The following is a 14,486-nucleotide window of genomic DNA, read 5'->3' as shown; positions in this document are numbered from 1 at the left end:
TACAATACAGAGCCTCAATTTTTTATTATTTTCACCCTACAACGTCTTTTATAATCCTAAGCCAGTTCTTATACATAATCTTATCTACATCTTCATCAGAATAACCAAACCGTTCCTTTAGCAATGTGGGTATTTTCTTTATATCTTCTATGTCCATATCCTCGGGAAAACTACACCCGTCATAATCAGACCCCAATGCCACATGGTCTATCCCTATACAATTGACAGCATAATCTATATGCTTAATGACATCTTCAAATTGAGCCTTTCCTTCATTTAGAAACAAATCAGCATAGGTTATACCCATAACTCCTCCACATTGAGCCAATACCTTCATTTGATCATCGCTTAGATTACGCTTATGGGAACAAAGCGCCTTGCAATTAGAGTGAGATGCAATAACAGGAGTCGAAGATATTTCTAAAACATCCCAAAAACCTTTTACGCTCAAGTGAGATACATCTACAAGCATGCCAAGGCGATTCATCTCCTTCACAACGCTTTTGCCGAAACGGGTAAGACCACCTCCAGCTTCCTCTCCTATTCCATCAGCAATCTCATTTCTACCATTCCATGTAAGAGTGAGAGCTCTAACCCCCAGCCTATAGTAGATCCTTAAGAGTGATAAACTTCCTTCCAGCGCTTCGCCTCCTTCTATAGAAAGCATACAGGCCACCTTATCATCCTCCATCGCTTTTACAAAATCCTCACAGGATTTAGCTAAAAGCAGATTTTCATCGGCCTCAATCTCACTATAAAACGCCTCTATCATCTCCATAGCTTTCACGGAAAAGTTTTTTCTATAAACGGGATCCATAAACACAGCAAAAACCTGGCCTCTTATCCCCCAGTTGGCCAGGTCGTGGCTTGATATCCTTTTTCGTTCATTTAAAACCTTTGTAAGCGTGTCGCAATGAAAATCAATCACCTAAGACAACCCCCTTTATTTTATCAGCTCAAAAAATCTTTTTCTCATATTCTCATCGGTATCAAATATTCCTCTTGTCGCTATAGTAACCGTTGTTGATCCGGGCCTTTTAATACCTCTCATGCTCATACAGAGATGCTCTGCCTCCAGCATTACTATAACACCTTTAGGTTCTAACCGTTGATTCATGGCATCAGCTATCATCTGAGTCATTCTTTCCTGTAGCTGAAGCCTCTTGCTCACTATATCCACTAAACGAGCTATTTTGCTCAAACCTATAATTTTTCCATCAGGCAAGTAACCTACATGGGCCTTCCCAAAAAAAGGCACCATATGATGTTCACATACAGAATAAAACCTTATATCTTTAACAATCACCAGCTCTTTATGTTGTTCATGAAATACGGCTGTCAAAACATCCTGAGGATCAGAACCAATGCCCGAAAAGATTTCTTTATACATCCTGTATACCCTGTCAGGTGTATCCCTCAGGCCTTCTCTGTCAGGATCTTCGCCTATTTCCTCCAGTATAACCCTTATCGCATTTTTTATCCTCTCTTCATTCAATCAAAACACCTCTAGACGATCAATTTTGCTATGAAGACAATAAATTCAGCAGCGGGCACAAATATAATCTGGCCTAAAATAGTACCAAGGAGCTTTCCACCTACAAGGTAAATCACCATCGCGTTTACATCTTTGAGCGTCCTTTTACCATGAAGGGCCTGATCGGTAACCATAGCAGCTATGGGATCTACTACCACTGCCAGGAGTATCGTCGCTATACCATTAATAATACCCGACAGCGAACTCGCTGTCAATCTAAATTGAGGCAACAGCGCTCCTGCATAAATGGCTGATAACATTCCTACGGTATAAATGGCGGTTATAAGTACATTGAAAATCAAAAAACCTTTTGGTATATTGGCGTTCCTAGTATTTTGTATCATATCTATTCTAGGCCTCACAATGTTCTGAGATAGATCCTTTATGCGCCTTATTGACATAGAATCAAGTATAAGGCGCGGAACAGAACCCGCCACATCCAATCTATTTATAGCCTTAGAAAATATTCTGACAAAAGATGGTATAAATAGAATCCCTAATATGGTAGCCACTGTAGCTGACAATATTACAAGTCTAAACACTATAGCCAGAGATGCAACCTTATGCTCTTTTATTGCGATGTCAACAATACTACCAAGGAAAGGGGTCTGTATCATATTAGAAAGCCTTGATATCAATGCCAGGATATTAAAAAGCGACAAGGCAATTGCTATTTTACCCGTCCTCACGCCTGATGGCCTTATTGAATAAGATAGCGTATCAATAAATTGAATTATAAAGGTAGCAATGCATACTAAAAGCAACCTGCCCAAATCTACATCAAGCATTTAATCACCCATCCAATTCCTAATGTTATAAACCTCTTCAATTATATTTTATAATCGCAGTCTTTGCAACAAATTTATTGTCATGCCCTGCAGGATATAAATGCTCTATCAAGGCTTTCTGTTTCTACCAGTTTAAAATGCCTGTTTGTAATGGTTACATTAGTAAAGCCAATGTCTTTCAGCGAAGCTACTACTTTTTCCAGTGGAAAACTAACCTCCATTATGCTTTCCTCATATCCTTCGAAAAGTCCGTTTTCTTTTTTTATAAACGCTGTAAAAGTTACACAGGCCATATCTCCAAAAGATATACTTTTGGAGATGAGGTAATCTCCTCTGGGGTGTTTTTTAACCTTTATGTTGTTCCAATTTTCTCTTAAATCCTTCAAGGTATTCATATCAAATATAAAAAGCCCGCTGCTGTTTAAATGTTTTTTAACACATTTAAACATAGAAACCCATTGTTCAAAGGTTCGCAGATGGTTAATCGCATCAAAAGTACATGTAATGAGATCATATTTCTTATTTAGGTCAAAATCACACATATCACACTGGTGATATACCACATTAACACCGGCTTCTATAGCATTTTTCTTAGCCTGTTCCAGCATCTCACTAGATATATCCAGACCTTCAGCTTTTATACCATCCCTTGATGCCATAATCGCCAGCACACCTGTACCACAGGCCACGTCTAACATATTCTCAGGTTTAAAATTTATGCTATTCATATACTCCACAATCAACGGCCATAAAGATTTAGCATATTCTCCCCAACCTAATTTATCATAAAACCTGGCAAATTGTTCATACATCATATCACCTCGAAATCTTATAAATATAAATTTATTCTACAATATAAATGATTTTGTTGCAATAGCTCTATATGGTATAATAATTATTAGTAAACACATATTTTTACTATTTATTATATGAGGTGAGATTAGTGAAACAATTTAGCATAGAAGACAAAAACATCTTTAACGAATTTTTTAGAAAGTATCCTCCACAAAATTCCGAATACACTTTCACAAACCTTTACATGTGGAATCATTATTATAACCTTTATTATGAAATCATCAACGATTGCCTTTGTCTTATCTCTCAAAGGGACAACATTACTGCTATTCTGCCGCCGATAGGTGATGAATTAAATATAATAAGGGCTTTTGAGGTGTTATATAAAAGATATAAAGACGAGGGTTCAAATACATTGTTGGAGAGATTCCCAGAAAAGCTGGCTAAAAAAATAAGCGAAATATTCTGTATAGAAATGGAGCTTGATGAAGATAATAGCGACTACGTGTACAATACCAGTGACCTCATAAACCTCTCCGGCCGTAAATATCATGCCAAAAAGAACCACGTAAACCGTTTTAAAAAACTATATAACTATAGTATCGAAACTCTAAACGAAACCAATATCATGGAATGTCTGTATTTTACGGAAAAATGGCTTCAGGATAAAGATATTCAAGAAAATCCTGGTCTTCTAGATGAATTCCAATCTATTAAGACCTTTTTTGAAAGCTATCGATATTTTGACGTAAAGGGTATTGTTATACGGATTGGAGGAAAGGTGGAAGCATATACCTTCGGCGAACTACTAAATCCCGAAACTGCTGTGATACATATTGAAAAGGCAAATCCGGATATACCAGACCTCTATGCATTTATAAATCAATGCTTTGCAGAAAAGGTATGGTCGCACATACCTTATATTAACCGAGAGCAAGATATGGGTATACCCGGTTTAAGAAGAGCCAAACAATCCTACCATCCAGTAAAAATGGTTTACAAGTATAAAGGGCAGATATAATTTCTGTCCTTTTCTTTTATAAGATTGTTATAACCAAACATCTCGTATAAAATAGTCTCGGCGGCCTTTAAATGCTTGTACACTGTATCGGTAGAATTATAGCATTTTATAGATATACCATTACACAAAATAAGGTCCTGTTCCTTAAACTCCTTCATATTCACACAGCAATAGTTAATATAGCCGGTCGTTTCTCCACCGGTCCCACTTTGCCTTAATTTCAAAGGCATCATTATTATATCTTTTCTAAAAGGTACTGGAAGATATAACTTTTTCCCTAATATTCTGCTACATTCTTCTCTTAAAGCATCCAGATCCACAGCAAAATACCACGCCATATATTTTAGAACATATTTAACCTTTCTTGGTACATCATATTTATTTCCAGAAATATCTATCAACACGACAGAAGCTCTGCTATTAAACAACTTAGGTATTATTGCACATATCTGATCGGCCTTTATAGGAATATTTAACACCTTTTACCACCTCAAATATATTATATATCGAACTTATGTTCGTGTCAACTGTCCTTTCGATAACAATTAAAAATAATAAAAATTATGTTGACATATTAAACATTTTTTAATATACTTGTTGCATAAATCAATAATGCAAACTCTTATCGAGAGCGGTGGAGGGACTGGCCCGATGAAACCCGGCAACCGGCATCAGGCACGGTGCTAAATCCAGCAGGGTTATCCCTGAAAGATGAGAGAGGAACACACCTCTTTCAAGAGAGGTTTTTTTGTTGTAAATAAAGATGTAAAAAAGACGGAGGAGTAAAATGATAAAAATACAAAATTTATCAAAGATATACGATGCTGGAGGTCAAAAAGTAATAGCATTAGACAATATCAATTTGACCATCAAAGATGGCAGTATATTTGGGATCATTGGTTTAAGCGGTGCTGGTAAATCTTCTTTAGTAAGATGTATAAACAGGCTTGAAGAACCCACTAGCGGCCGCATATACATCGATGATATAGATATTACTTCTCTGGATAAAAAAAGCTTAAGAGAAGCCCGCAAAAAAATCGGCATGATCTTCCAGCACTTTAACCTGCTGTCAAATGCCACCGTCTTTGAAAATGTAGCTTTTCCTCTTATGATAGCAGGTTATCCGAAAAAAAAGATAAAAGAAAGGGTATATGAGCTGCTGCGGCTAGTAGATCTGGAAGAAAAGTCCCAGGCCTATCCCTCACAGCTAAGCGGCGGGCAAAAGCAAAGGGTCGGTATAGCAAGGGCATTGGCCAACCATCCTCGAATTCTCCTGAGTGATGAAGCTACCTCAGCACTGGATCCCAAGACCACCAAGTCTATTCTCCATTTGCTAAAGGATATAAATAGAAAATTTGGCATCACAATTGTAATAATCACACATGAAATGGACGTCATAAAAGAGATATGCGATGAAGTGGCTGTTATTGAAAATGGAAAAATAATTGAACAGGCCAGCGTAGTGGATTTATTTACCAATCCATCAGCAGATACTACCAGGACTTTTATCGAAGATATAACGGAGAGTTTACCTGAAAGTATAAAAATCAGTAGTAAGCCCGATGAAAAATTTGTAAAAATAAGTTTTAGGGGATCTATCACCAGTGAACCTGTCATCTCCAGGATGATAAAAAAATTTGATGTGGACGTAAATATAATCAAAGGTAGCGTAGACAATGTCAGAGATATATCTATAGGCAAACTTCTCATAAGTATTACAGGTAATCCTGATAACATCTTGCACTCCATTGAATACTTAAAGGAAACCGGCTTGAAAGTAGAGGTGTTAACAAATGAGCTTGTTGACAGATGAACTCGTAAATTTATATAATATCATAGCTCCATCCTTGCTCCAGACCATTTACATGGTATTTTTCTCTACGCTCTTTTCTGTCCTTATAGGAGCACCATTGGGAATTATCTTAGTAATAACACGTGAAGGAAATATATGGGAGAAACCTCGCTTGAACAACATACTGGGGTTCATTATAAACATGGCAAGATCTGTTCCTTTCATTATCCTCATGATTGCCATATTCCCGCTTTCCAGATTGATCGTAGGTACTACCATTGGGACTACAGCCGCTATTGTTCCCTTGGCTTTATCAGCGACGCCTTTCGTAGCAAGGGTAATAGAAAATTCATTGCTGGAAGTAGATTGGGGCATCATAGAAGCTTCTCTATCCATGGGCGCATCAATACCCCAAATCATATTTAAAGTACTGCTCCCCGAAGCGAGATCTTCACTGGTTCTCGGAATTACCCTTACAATAATAAACATCATAGGCTATTCAGCCATGGCCGGTGCCATCGGCGGTGGGGGATTGGGCGATCTTGCTATAAGGTACGGTTACATGAGGTTTCAGACTGATGTATTGATTGCTACTATAGTAATACTTGTTTTATTGGTTCAGGCAATCCAATCCGCAGGCAATTATATTGCAACAATATTAAATAAAAAGTAAAGGAGGAACAAAATTGAAAAAATTTTTATCAATTTTCTTGGTATTATACCTTGTACTGTTTTTAATAACAGGATGTGTCAACAAAACAACAGCTGGCTCCGGTAGCAATTCATCTTCAAGCACAAATAATGCTGCCAACAATAAAAGTAAAACCGAAGTAGTACTTAAGGTAGGGGCATCCCCTGTCCCTCACGCCGAAATATTGGCTTTTGTCAAGCCAATGCTGGAAAAACAGGGCATAAAGCTAGAAATACAGGAAATGACAGATTATGTAACACCTAATGAAGCAGTTTACGACAAACAGTTGGATGCAAATTTCTTCCAGCATAAACCCTATCTCGATGAATTTAACAAGGAAAAAGGAACAAATCTAGTTGCCGTTACTAAAGTTCATATAGAACCCATGGGTCTGTATTCAACCAAAATCAAAAAAATCAGTCAACTAAGAGACGGAGCAACCATCGCTATACCCAATGATCCAACTAATTCAGGTAGAGCATTGCTCCTATTGCAGAAATACAATATCATCAAGTTAAGAAAAGGCGCTCCTCTTACAGCAACGCAAAAGGATATTGTAGACAATCCAAAACACATCAAATTTCAAGAGCTTGATGCCGCTCAACTACCTCGTGTATTACAAGATGTAGATGGCGCTATAATAAACGGCAATTACGCCCTTGACGCTAAATTAAACCCGCTAAAAGACGCTTTGATAATAGAAGATAAAGATTCTCCTTATGCCAATATACTGGTAACAAGGCCTGATAATAAAGATAACCCCGCAATTAAAGCATTGGCAAAAGCCTTAAATTCTCCCGAAGTAAAGAAATTTATTGAGGATAAATACAAAGGCGCCATCGTACCAGCATTTTAAAAAGTTTCTTCTTAAATTTCATTCTGGTATATTACCTCCTGTATTTGACTAATAATAAACATAGAAATAAATTTATAAGGAGGTAATCATAATGCCACAACAGCATATCCATTGCAGCGTAAATAACTGCCATTATTGGGGTTCAGGCAATATATGCCAGGCCAATGAAATTCTTGTTACATCAGATAAAGTAGCTAACGAAAAAGGCGAATCATTTGATGCACCCCGAAATGCTGCTACAATGGCCACAACACCTGTAAGCACATGTATGGAAACATGCTGCAAGACGTTTACCGATAAAAACACCGGTAACTATAATGCAGATGGTGTATACAGGCGCTAAAAAGAGTTCCTATCAGGAACTCTTTTTTGTTTTTTGTTAAGCTGCTATAGTCTATTGCAACTTAATAAAAAAATTTCTATAGTAATACTTTACAATAGTTTTATAATAATGTATAATAATGGTAAATAAAACTTGATGTGGAATTATAATACCATATCGTAAGGGGGAAACGTGATGGAAGATGCAGAAATCATGATCTCCATTGGAGAAATGGCAGAAAGATTTAATACCACCATTCAAACCATACGATGGTATGAAAAAGAACTAAACCTTAATATACCGAGGAATGAGCTGGGACAGCGGATATTTGGTAAAGCAGAGATAGAACTTTTCGAAAAAATATTTTTTTTAAAAGAGCAAGGACTTAATCTAAAAGCCATAAAGAAAATACTGGAAAACAATAATGTCATTGAACAGACCCCACAAACTGATATTGTAGCAAAAGATAATTCCACGGAGATAGCGCTATACAACAATTTTATCGATTACATGGAAGCATTTAAATCTCAACTGATGGACGAAATACGCCAAGAAAATACACAAAGCAGAATGTACATAATCAACACCATTAATGATATAAAAACCGAAATCGCAGCAACCAATATGGAATTTGATAAAGTCGATAAATTTATAGAAGAATGGAGGCAAAGGCAAAAAGGATCGCAAAAAAAATCAATATTAGCGAGGATTTTTAGCAAATAACACCGAAACGTAATATTCATTTATTAACCTGTCTAATAATAAACTAAAACTATTTACGTAATCAAAAGGTATGTTCCACTCAAGTAATCGATTAAGCCAGCCTTTTCCCCGTTCTATTATTTCTTTCAGTACATTAATATTTGCATCATTGCCATCATAAAATCCATAATAGTTATTTATTGTCTGAACGATATAAGGATCAAACTGTGTACCGCTACACCTACATATTTCTTTGATAACGGCTTTAAAATCTAACGCTTTCCTGTAAGGCCTTATCATATACATAGCATCAAAAGCATCTGCTATAGACACAATTTTAGCGCCTAAAGGCACCGACTTACCCTTGACCCCAAAATACCCTTTCCCATCAAATCTTTCGTGATGATACCTGACAATAGGAATGATATCTTTGAGCACTTTATATTCATCACTTACAATTTTTACACCGTAAATTGGATGCTTTTTTATTTCCAACCATTCTACAGGGCTTAACGGCCCCTTTTTATTAAGTATATCATTGCTTATCTTCGTCTTACCAACATCGTGAAGTAATGCCCCGGTAATAAATAGCTCTATTTCTTCTTCGTCTAAGTTTAACGCTTCGCAGATAAGAGCAGTATAAAAAGCAGTATTATTCATGTGATCAAACAACGCCTTTGAATAATCACGTATTCGCAAAAAGTTAGTATTAAATTTGATATAAATTATTGGAGGGTGTGGTAATAAATACCCCCCCCCCCCCCCCATTCCACATTTTTCATCATTTGTAATATCCTCCAAAGCAACTTTTTTACAAATGTGATTATAATATAATTATAGCACAAAAAAGGGCGCAAAAGCACCCCTAAGTAATAAAATAATGGAATATTTCATTATTTTGCTACATCATTTCTTCAATTTATAGGGAATTTCTGGCTGATGAAATGTCCACCACGACGCAGAACTAACGTCAGCAATGGCTACCAGCCTTATCAAGGATACAAGCAACGACCATAACGTACCATGATTTTTCATTTTTACTCCCCCTCATTTTTATAATATGTTAACAGGATGATGTTTTTTTAACGTATATTCTAAATTCTACTCCATCATCCAGGTTAACAGCCTCTATTTTTCCACCCTTAGCTGAAAGCAAAGAGTTTGCTATATAAAGTCCTACTCCACGGCCCTCCTTTTGCTTTGTGCTAAAGCCATAGTCAAATATATTATACCTTATTTCCTCCGGAATATTTGGCCCTTTATTATATACATCAAAATGATAATAAATTTCATCCTCATACACCTTTATGTATATAATCTTTTCTTCCTCCCCTTCAACAGCTTCTATGGCATTATCAATTACATTGCCCAAAATTTGCGTGATCTCATGGGGCATTAAATCAAGATACTCTAATTGACTCCTTACATCAAATCTCATATCTATATTTTTAATCTTAGCAATAGAATACTTTGAATTCAAAAGAGCATTCACAGCTATATCTTTTGTCTTAAATATATTTTCAAATTTTTTCAGCTCCGTAAACATTTCCTGTATATACTTCATTGCTTCATCTGGCATATTAATAGATAAAAGTCCATATATGACCTGTATATTGTTTAAAAAATCATGCCTTTGCACCCTCAGGCTTTTATTTATCTCCTCCAGGTTTTTATAATTTATCTCTCTTATCATGTGCTCATTTTCAGTCTCTATCATCTTAAATATATTCCTTATCATTATAATACCATAAATTGCAAATAATAGCAATACTACGTCCATAACTATTAAGCCAACAAGTCCTGTGTTATAATCCATAACCCCTGTAAAAATGTAATAGTAGCCAAAATTTATCAACGCCAATAACAACAACAAAACAACTATATACACAATAATTGACATAAATTTTTCTTTCATGGTTTTCCTTCTTTCACCTATGCACTGGTTATGGTTATATTAAACCTGCGCAAAATAAAATATATGATAACCATATACAATAACTGAGGCACAAAGACCACAAATTCCCACAGCTGATTGTTCATAACTTCACTTAAAGTTTTGTGCAAAACCTTCAATACCAAATATATTGACAGTTGTTCTATGAAGCCATATACAACAACGGTTATGACAAGTGCTACAAACACCAGTTTAAAATCAATTTTAAATAAATAAGCGACTATCAAAATACACATAAAAATCTGCAGTATAGAATGCAACAATGAATATATATGTATCTGCCTTATAACAAAGGTAGCAAAACCCTGCAATACACTTGCTACCAATATTTTTTTTAAATTTAATTTTCTATCTAATAACTGCAACACTACCAACAGCGTCACAAAAGTTTCAGGTATGGTAATAATAAACACATCAATAAGTTCATAAGTCATGGGTCCACCCCCTTCCCAGCTGCTAATTTAGCAAATAACGTATCAAAGACTTGTGTAACATAAAAACCCAAAGGGGTTATAAAAAAGGCCTGAAAAAGCATAGCAATGCTTATACTAATAGATAAAACTCTGTAATCACGCGTATACAGGATAAACACAGCTATAAAAGTCATCATTACAAATAATAATGATGTGACTTTATATCGAAAACGCAATTCATCAGCTATAGGTTTAATTGATATCTGTGAAGGAGCATAAAAAAAGCAAGCAATTCCTATTAAAGAAAAAAGAATGTATATGTGATGTAATTTAATATAATTTGTTATTATCATATAATTTGCAATTATTCCTGACAATGGGTATAAAATAATAGAAAAGGTATAACATGAACCAAAAGTTGTACAATGAGCTCCACCGGATATGAGCTTAAAGACTCCAGCCACCAGCACTATCACAAGCGTTTCAATAAAAATTCCTAAAATAAGAGCAATGATCAGGATGGTAATTACTTCTATTAAACTCTCCAGGATAAGCTGGAGACCGAGGTACACGTAATCCCTCTGTTCCTCGTTTAATGGTATTTTATTCTCTATATATTCCAATATTTTTCGTGCCACCTTTTCCATGCGCTTGCCTTCCTTTTATATATCCTTTTAACCATTGCCCATGACTATAATTCTACAAAGTTTTACAAAATCCTTCTTTTTATATAAAAAAAAAGACCCCTGTAATGGGGCTTATTGCACATCTGCAAATAGTTCATACTTTAACTTTTCCTATATCCCTTCTATACTGTATACCCTTAAAATCAATGCGATCTATATTATCATATGCTTTTGCCCGGGCTTCCAACAGTGTATCGCCAATAGCCGTAACAGCTAAGACGCGCCCACCAGCCGTCAACACCTTATCACCATCCGCTTTTGTCCCGGCATGAAATACCATCACATCATCATCTACCTCGTCAAGCCCACTTATCTCAAAACCTGTCTGATATTTACCAGGATAGCCACCCGAAGCTGCGACAACACATATAGCAGTTTTATCCAGCCATTTAACCTGTATACTATTCAACCTCTCTTCGATAACTGCATCCATGATATCAACAATATCGGTATCTAAAAGCGGTAATATGACCTGGGTTTCAGGATCTCCAAAACGAGCATTAAATTCCAGCACCTTAGGCCCGTCCTCTGTCAGCATAAGGCCTGCATATAGCACCCCTTTATATTTCCTACCCTCCATATCTAAAGCCTTTATAACAGGTTTTAAGATCTTCTCCATCACATCTGTATTTATTTCATCGCTGTAATAAGGGTTGGGCGCTATGTTGCCCATGCCACCGGTATTAGGCCCCATATCGCCATCGTATATCCTCTTGTAATCCATAGCGCTCACCATGGGAATCACCGTCTTCCCATCGGTAAAAGCCAGCACAGAAGCCTCTCTGCCTTCTAAAAATTCCTCAATTATGACGGTATCACCTGATTTGCCAAAAATCCTCTTTAACATTATATCTTCAAGAGCCTTTTGAGCTTCTTCTCTATCATCAGCTATGATAACGCCTTTACCCTGTGCCAGCCCGTCGGTTTTAATCACCGTAGGGTACTGAATATCGTCCAGATATTTTACGGCTTCTTCATAATTGTCAAATGCTTTAAATCTAGCCGTAGGGATATTATACTTTTGCAGTAGCAACTTTGCAAAGTACTTGCTCCCCTCTATAACTGCTGCATCTCTAGAAGGTCCAAATATCCTGAGACCACGCTTTACAAATACATCAACGATACCCTTCATAAGAGGGACCTCAGGACCTACTACTGTCAAATCTACGGCATTTTCTTGTGCAAAGTCCGCCAATTCATCTACAGCATCTGCAGGTATATCCACACACTGAGCAATACGGGCTATTCCAGCGTTACCAGGAGCACAATATATTTTATCTACCCTGGGGCTCTGCGCTACTTTCCAGGCAATAGCGTGTTCCCGGCCACCGCCTCCAACGACTAATACTTTCATCATAAAACCTCCTTAGTGTCTGAAATGTCTGATACCTGTGAACACCATAGCAATACCGTATTTATTGGCAGCTTCAATGGACTCCTCATCCCTTATAGACCCTCCTGGTTGAATTATTGCAGTAACCCCAGCTTTTGCAGCAGCTTCCACCACATCAGAAAATGGGAAAAACGCATCAGATGCCATTACAGAACCCTTGGACTTTTCTCCCGCCTGCCTTATAGCATTTTCAGCTGCCCATATCCTGCTTACCTGTCCCGGCCCTATTCCTACAGTCTGCCCATCCTTTGCCAGCACAATCGCATTAGACTTGACATACTTTACAACCTTCCAGCTAAAGAGTAGGTCTTCCATTTCCTTCTCCGTAGGTTTTCTATTTGTAACAACCTTAAGCTGATCCATATCAAGGTTTACCGTATCCATATCCTGTACCAGCAATCCACCATTTACTTTTTTCATATCAAACCGTGACGTTTCTGGCCTGCTCATATCCAGCTTGAGTATTCTCACGTTTTTCTTTTTCTTCAGAATATTAAGAGCATCATCATCATAATCTGGTGCCACAATTATCTCCAAAAATAGCTCGTGCATCTTTTCTGCTGTTCTGTAATCAACTTTACGGTTTAATGCTACTATGCCTCCGAAGATAGAAACAGGATCGCATTCATAGGCCTTCATATAAGCCTCAAATATATTATCAGCTATACCCACACCGCAGGGATTGGCATGTTTTAAAGCCACAACAGCTGGACCGTCAAATTCCTTAACAAGCTCAATAGCCGCATTGGCATCGTTTATATTGTTAAAAGAGAGCTCTTTGCCATGGAGTTGAACCGCATTTACAATGTTTGATGACTTATTTCCTATCTCCCTGTAAAAAGCAGCGCTCTGATGAGGATTCTCTCCATACCTAAGATCCTGCACCTTTTCAAAGGTCAACGTTAATATTTCGGGATACTTCTCATATCCCACCTGCTTTTTCATGTAATCAGCAATGAGCGTGTCGTAATGGCTCGTGTGTATAAATACTTTAGCAGCAAGCCTGAAACGAGTCTGATAGCTTACATCACCGGTGGTCTTCAATTCCTCCAGCACGGTCTTATAATCCTCGGGATCCACTATCACCACCACATATTTATAATTTTTGGCCGCTGCTCTGAGCATACTGGGGCCCCCGATATCGATATTTTCAATAGCCTCTTCCAGCGTAACACCTTCTTTTAACACGGTTTCTTTAAAGGGATAAAGGTTCACCACTACCATATCAATGGGTTTTATGCCGAGTTTCTCAATTTGGGCCATATGATCGGGATTATCCCTCACTGCTAAAAGTCCACCGTGAATGTTGGGATGCAATGTTTTAACACGCCCGTCCATTATCTCAGGAAAACCAGTCACATCGGATATATTTATGACATTTATACCGCTTTCCTTTAAGGCCTTAGCTGTCCCACCTGTAGATATGATCTCCACACCCATACCTGCCAGTTCTCTGGCAAAATCAATAATTCCCTCTTTATTCGATACGCTTATCAATGCTCTTTTAATCAATTTCATCCCTCCAATAATTATTTTTTA

18 protein-coding genes and 1 riboswitch are annotated in these 14,486 nt (G+C 37.1%); of the genes, 6 read left to right on the top strand and 12 right to left on the bottom strand.

From position 1 onward, the window contains the following. Positions 1-31 precede the first annotated feature (31 nt). The 4 genes from BUB87_RS07775 to BUB87_RS07760 all read right to left on the bottom strand — a co-directional run bounded on the left by BUB87_RS07775 (position 32) and on the right by BUB87_RS07760 (position 3,134). The gene (locus BUB87_RS07775) at positions 32-928 is read right to left on the bottom strand and encodes a dipeptidase (protein ID WP_073343704.1); all 897 of its coding nucleotides are present in this window, start codon (positions 926-928) and stop codon (positions 32-34) included. A 15-nt stretch (positions 929-943) separates the two neighbouring features. Beyond that, positions 944-1,495 carry a GTP cyclohydrolase I FolE gene (gene folE / locus BUB87_RS07770; RefSeq protein ID WP_073343702.1) on the bottom strand — a complete coding sequence of 184 codons (552 nt, stop codon included), beginning with the start codon at positions 1,493-1,495 and terminating at the stop codon, positions 944-946. An 11-nt stretch (positions 1,496-1,506) separates the two neighbouring features. Beyond that, the gene (locus tag BUB87_RS07765; protein WP_073343699.1) at positions 1,507-2,322 is read right to left on the bottom strand and encodes a lipid II flippase Amj family protein; all 816 of its coding nucleotides are present in this window, start codon (positions 2,320-2,322) and stop codon (positions 1,507-1,509) included. Between the two features lie 80 nt (positions 2,323-2,402). After that, positions 2,403-3,134, bottom strand: coding sequence for a class I SAM-dependent DNA methyltransferase (locus BUB87_RS07760; protein ID WP_073343696.1), 732 nt, complete (start codon positions 3,132-3,134; stop codon positions 2,403-2,405). A gap of 131 nt (positions 3,135-3,265) precedes the next feature. On the opposite strand from BUB87_RS07760, the gene BUB87_RS07755 reads away from it, so the two are divergent. Beyond that, positions 3,266-4,138 carry a DUF2156 domain-containing protein gene (locus tag BUB87_RS07755; protein ID WP_073343693.1) on the top strand — a complete coding sequence of 291 codons (873 nt, stop codon included), beginning with the start codon at positions 3,266-3,268 and terminating at the stop codon, positions 4,136-4,138. On the opposite strand, the gene BUB87_RS07750 is transcribed toward BUB87_RS07755, so the two are convergent. Further along, positions 4,114-4,617: a hypothetical protein gene (locus BUB87_RS07750; RefSeq protein WP_073343691.1), complete on the bottom strand. Its 504-nt coding sequence runs from the start codon at positions 4,615-4,617 to the stop codon at positions 4,114-4,116. The genes BUB87_RS07755 and BUB87_RS07750 overlap by 25 nt on opposite strands. A gap of 140 nt (positions 4,618-4,757) precedes the next feature. Further along, positions 4,758-4,856: riboswitch (SAM riboswitch) on the top strand. A gap of 69 nt (positions 4,857-4,925) precedes the next feature. Here BUB87_RS07750 and BUB87_RS07745 point away from each other — a divergent pair. The 5 genes from BUB87_RS07745 (at position 4,926) to BUB87_RS07725 (ending at position 8,522) form a co-directional block, all read left to right on the top strand. Beyond that, complete coding sequence (locus BUB87_RS07745; RefSeq protein WP_073343689.1) at positions 4,926-5,951, top strand: methionine ABC transporter ATP-binding protein; 1,026 nt, start codon at positions 4,926-4,928, stop codon at positions 5,949-5,951. Continuing rightward, on the top strand, positions 5,932-6,603 hold the full coding sequence (locus tag BUB87_RS07740) for a methionine ABC transporter permease (protein ID WP_073343686.1): 672 nt from the start codon (positions 5,932-5,934) through the stop codon (positions 6,601-6,603). Before BUB87_RS07745 ends, BUB87_RS07740 begins: the two co-directional genes overlap by 20 nt. A gap of 13 nt (positions 6,604-6,616) precedes the next feature. Continuing rightward, positions 6,617-7,477 carry a MetQ/NlpA family ABC transporter substrate-binding protein gene (locus BUB87_RS07735; RefSeq protein WP_073343684.1) on the top strand — a complete coding sequence of 287 codons (861 nt, stop codon included), beginning with the start codon at positions 6,617-6,619 and terminating at the stop codon, positions 7,475-7,477. Between the two features lie 91 nt (positions 7,478-7,568). Beyond that, entirely contained in the window at positions 7,569-7,820 is a 252-nt protein-coding gene (locus tag BUB87_RS07730) for a DUF1540 domain-containing protein (protein ID WP_073343682.1), read from the top strand. Positions 7,821-7,994: 174 nt separating this feature from the next. After that, positions 7,995-8,522 carry a helix-turn-helix domain-containing protein gene (locus BUB87_RS07725; protein WP_073343679.1) on the top strand — a complete coding sequence of 176 codons (528 nt, stop codon included), beginning with the start codon at positions 7,995-7,997 and terminating at the stop codon, positions 8,520-8,522. Here the strand turns inward: BUB87_RS07725 and BUB87_RS07720 are convergent. The 7 genes from BUB87_RS07720 to purH all read right to left on the bottom strand — a co-directional run bounded on the left by BUB87_RS07720 (position 8,499) and on the right by purH (position 14,459). Further along, positions 8,499-9,269, bottom strand: coding sequence for an HD-GYP domain-containing protein (locus BUB87_RS07720; protein ID WP_073343676.1), 771 nt, complete (start codon positions 9,267-9,269; stop codon positions 8,499-8,501). The two genes, BUB87_RS07725 and BUB87_RS07720, sit on opposite strands and share 24 nt — an antisense overlap. Positions 9,270-9,407: 138 nt before the next feature. Next, positions 9,408-9,536 (bottom strand): cyclic lactone autoinducer peptide, encoded by a 129-nt coding sequence (locus BUB87_RS07715; protein ID WP_084111028.1) that lies wholly within the window; start codon positions 9,534-9,536, stop codon positions 9,408-9,410. Between the two features lie 28 nt (positions 9,537-9,564). Then, entirely contained in the window at positions 9,565-10,416 is an 852-nt protein-coding gene (locus BUB87_RS07710) for a sensor histidine kinase (RefSeq protein WP_073343671.1), read from the bottom strand. Positions 10,417-10,433: 17 nt separating this feature from the next. Next, positions 10,434-10,889 (bottom strand): hypothetical protein, encoded by a 456-nt coding sequence (locus tag BUB87_RS07705; protein WP_073343668.1) that lies wholly within the window; start codon positions 10,887-10,889, stop codon positions 10,434-10,436. Further along, complete coding sequence (locus BUB87_RS07700; RefSeq protein ID WP_073343665.1) at positions 10,886-11,515, bottom strand: accessory gene regulator ArgB-like protein; 630 nt, start codon at positions 11,513-11,515, stop codon at positions 10,886-10,888. The genes BUB87_RS07705 and BUB87_RS07700 overlap by 4 nt, the downstream gene beginning before the upstream one ends. Before the next feature lie 133 nt (positions 11,516-11,648). Continuing rightward, positions 11,649-12,908 carry a phosphoribosylamine--glycine ligase gene (gene purD, locus BUB87_RS07695; protein WP_073343662.1) on the bottom strand — a complete coding sequence of 420 codons (1,260 nt, stop codon included), beginning with the start codon at positions 12,906-12,908 and terminating at the stop codon, positions 11,649-11,651. A gap of 12 nt (positions 12,909-12,920) precedes the next feature. Continuing rightward, on the bottom strand, positions 12,921-14,459 hold the full coding sequence (gene purH / locus BUB87_RS07690; protein WP_073343659.1) for a bifunctional phosphoribosylaminoimidazolecarboxamide formyltransferase/IMP cyclohydrolase: 1,539 nt from the start codon (positions 14,457-14,459) through the stop codon (positions 12,921-12,923). Between the last annotated feature and the right edge of the window lie 27 nt (positions 14,460-14,486).

Origin of the sequence: Caldanaerobius fijiensis DSM 17918, assembly GCF_900129075.1 — a bacterium.
GTDB classification, from domain to species: Bacteria; Bacillota; Thermoanaerobacteria; order Thermoanaerobacterales; family Caldanaerobiaceae; genus Caldanaerobius; species Caldanaerobius fijiensis.
Note: the sequence above shows the minus strand (reverse complement) of the source record. Positions and strands in the feature narration are given on the sequence as shown.

What these genes read in the sequence shown, in the direction of transcription:
- BUB87_RS07705 (WP_073343668.1), bottom strand. Translation starts at nt 10,889, where the DNA reads ATGACTTATGAACTTATTGATGTGTTTATTATTACCATACCTGAAACT.
- BUB87_RS07730 (WP_073343682.1), top strand. Translation starts at nt 7,569, where the DNA reads ATGCCACAACAGCATATCCATTGCAGCGTAAATAACTGCCATTATTGG.
- purD (WP_073343662.1), bottom strand. Translation starts at nt 12,908, where the DNA reads ATGAAAGTATTAGTCGTTGGAGGCGGTGGCCGGGAACACGCTATTGCC.
- BUB87_RS07710 (WP_073343671.1), bottom strand. Translation starts at nt 10,416, where the DNA reads ATGAAAGAAAAATTTATGTCAATTATTGTGTATATAGTTGTTTTGTTG.
- BUB87_RS07725 (WP_073343679.1), top strand. Translation starts at nt 7,995, where the DNA reads ATGGAAGATGCAGAAATCATGATCTCCATTGGAGAAATGGCAGAAAGA.
- BUB87_RS07760 (WP_073343696.1), bottom strand. Translation starts at nt 3,134, where the DNA reads ATGTATGAACAATTTGCCAGGTTTTATGATAAATTAGGTTGGGGAGAA.
- BUB87_RS07700 (WP_073343665.1), bottom strand. Translation starts at nt 11,515, where the DNA reads ATGGAAAAGGTGGCACGAAAAATATTGGAATATATAGAGAATAAAATA.
- BUB87_RS07745 (WP_073343689.1), top strand. Translation starts at nt 4,926, where the DNA reads ATGATAAAAATACAAAATTTATCAAAGATATACGATGCTGGAGGTCAA.
- BUB87_RS07720 (WP_073343676.1), bottom strand. Translation starts at nt 9,269, where the DNA reads ATGGGGGGGGGGGGGGGGTATTTATTACCACACCCTCCAATAATTTAT.
- BUB87_RS07765 (WP_073343699.1), bottom strand. Translation starts at nt 2,322, where the DNA reads ATGCTTGATGTAGATTTGGGCAGGTTGCTTTTAGTATGCATTGCTACC.
- BUB87_RS07715 (WP_084111028.1), bottom strand. Translation starts at nt 9,536, where the DNA reads ATGAAAAATCATGGTACGTTATGGTCGTTGCTTGTATCCTTGATAAGG.
- BUB87_RS07740 (WP_073343686.1), top strand. Translation starts at nt 5,932, where the DNA reads ATGAGCTTGTTGACAGATGAACTCGTAAATTTATATAATATCATAGCT.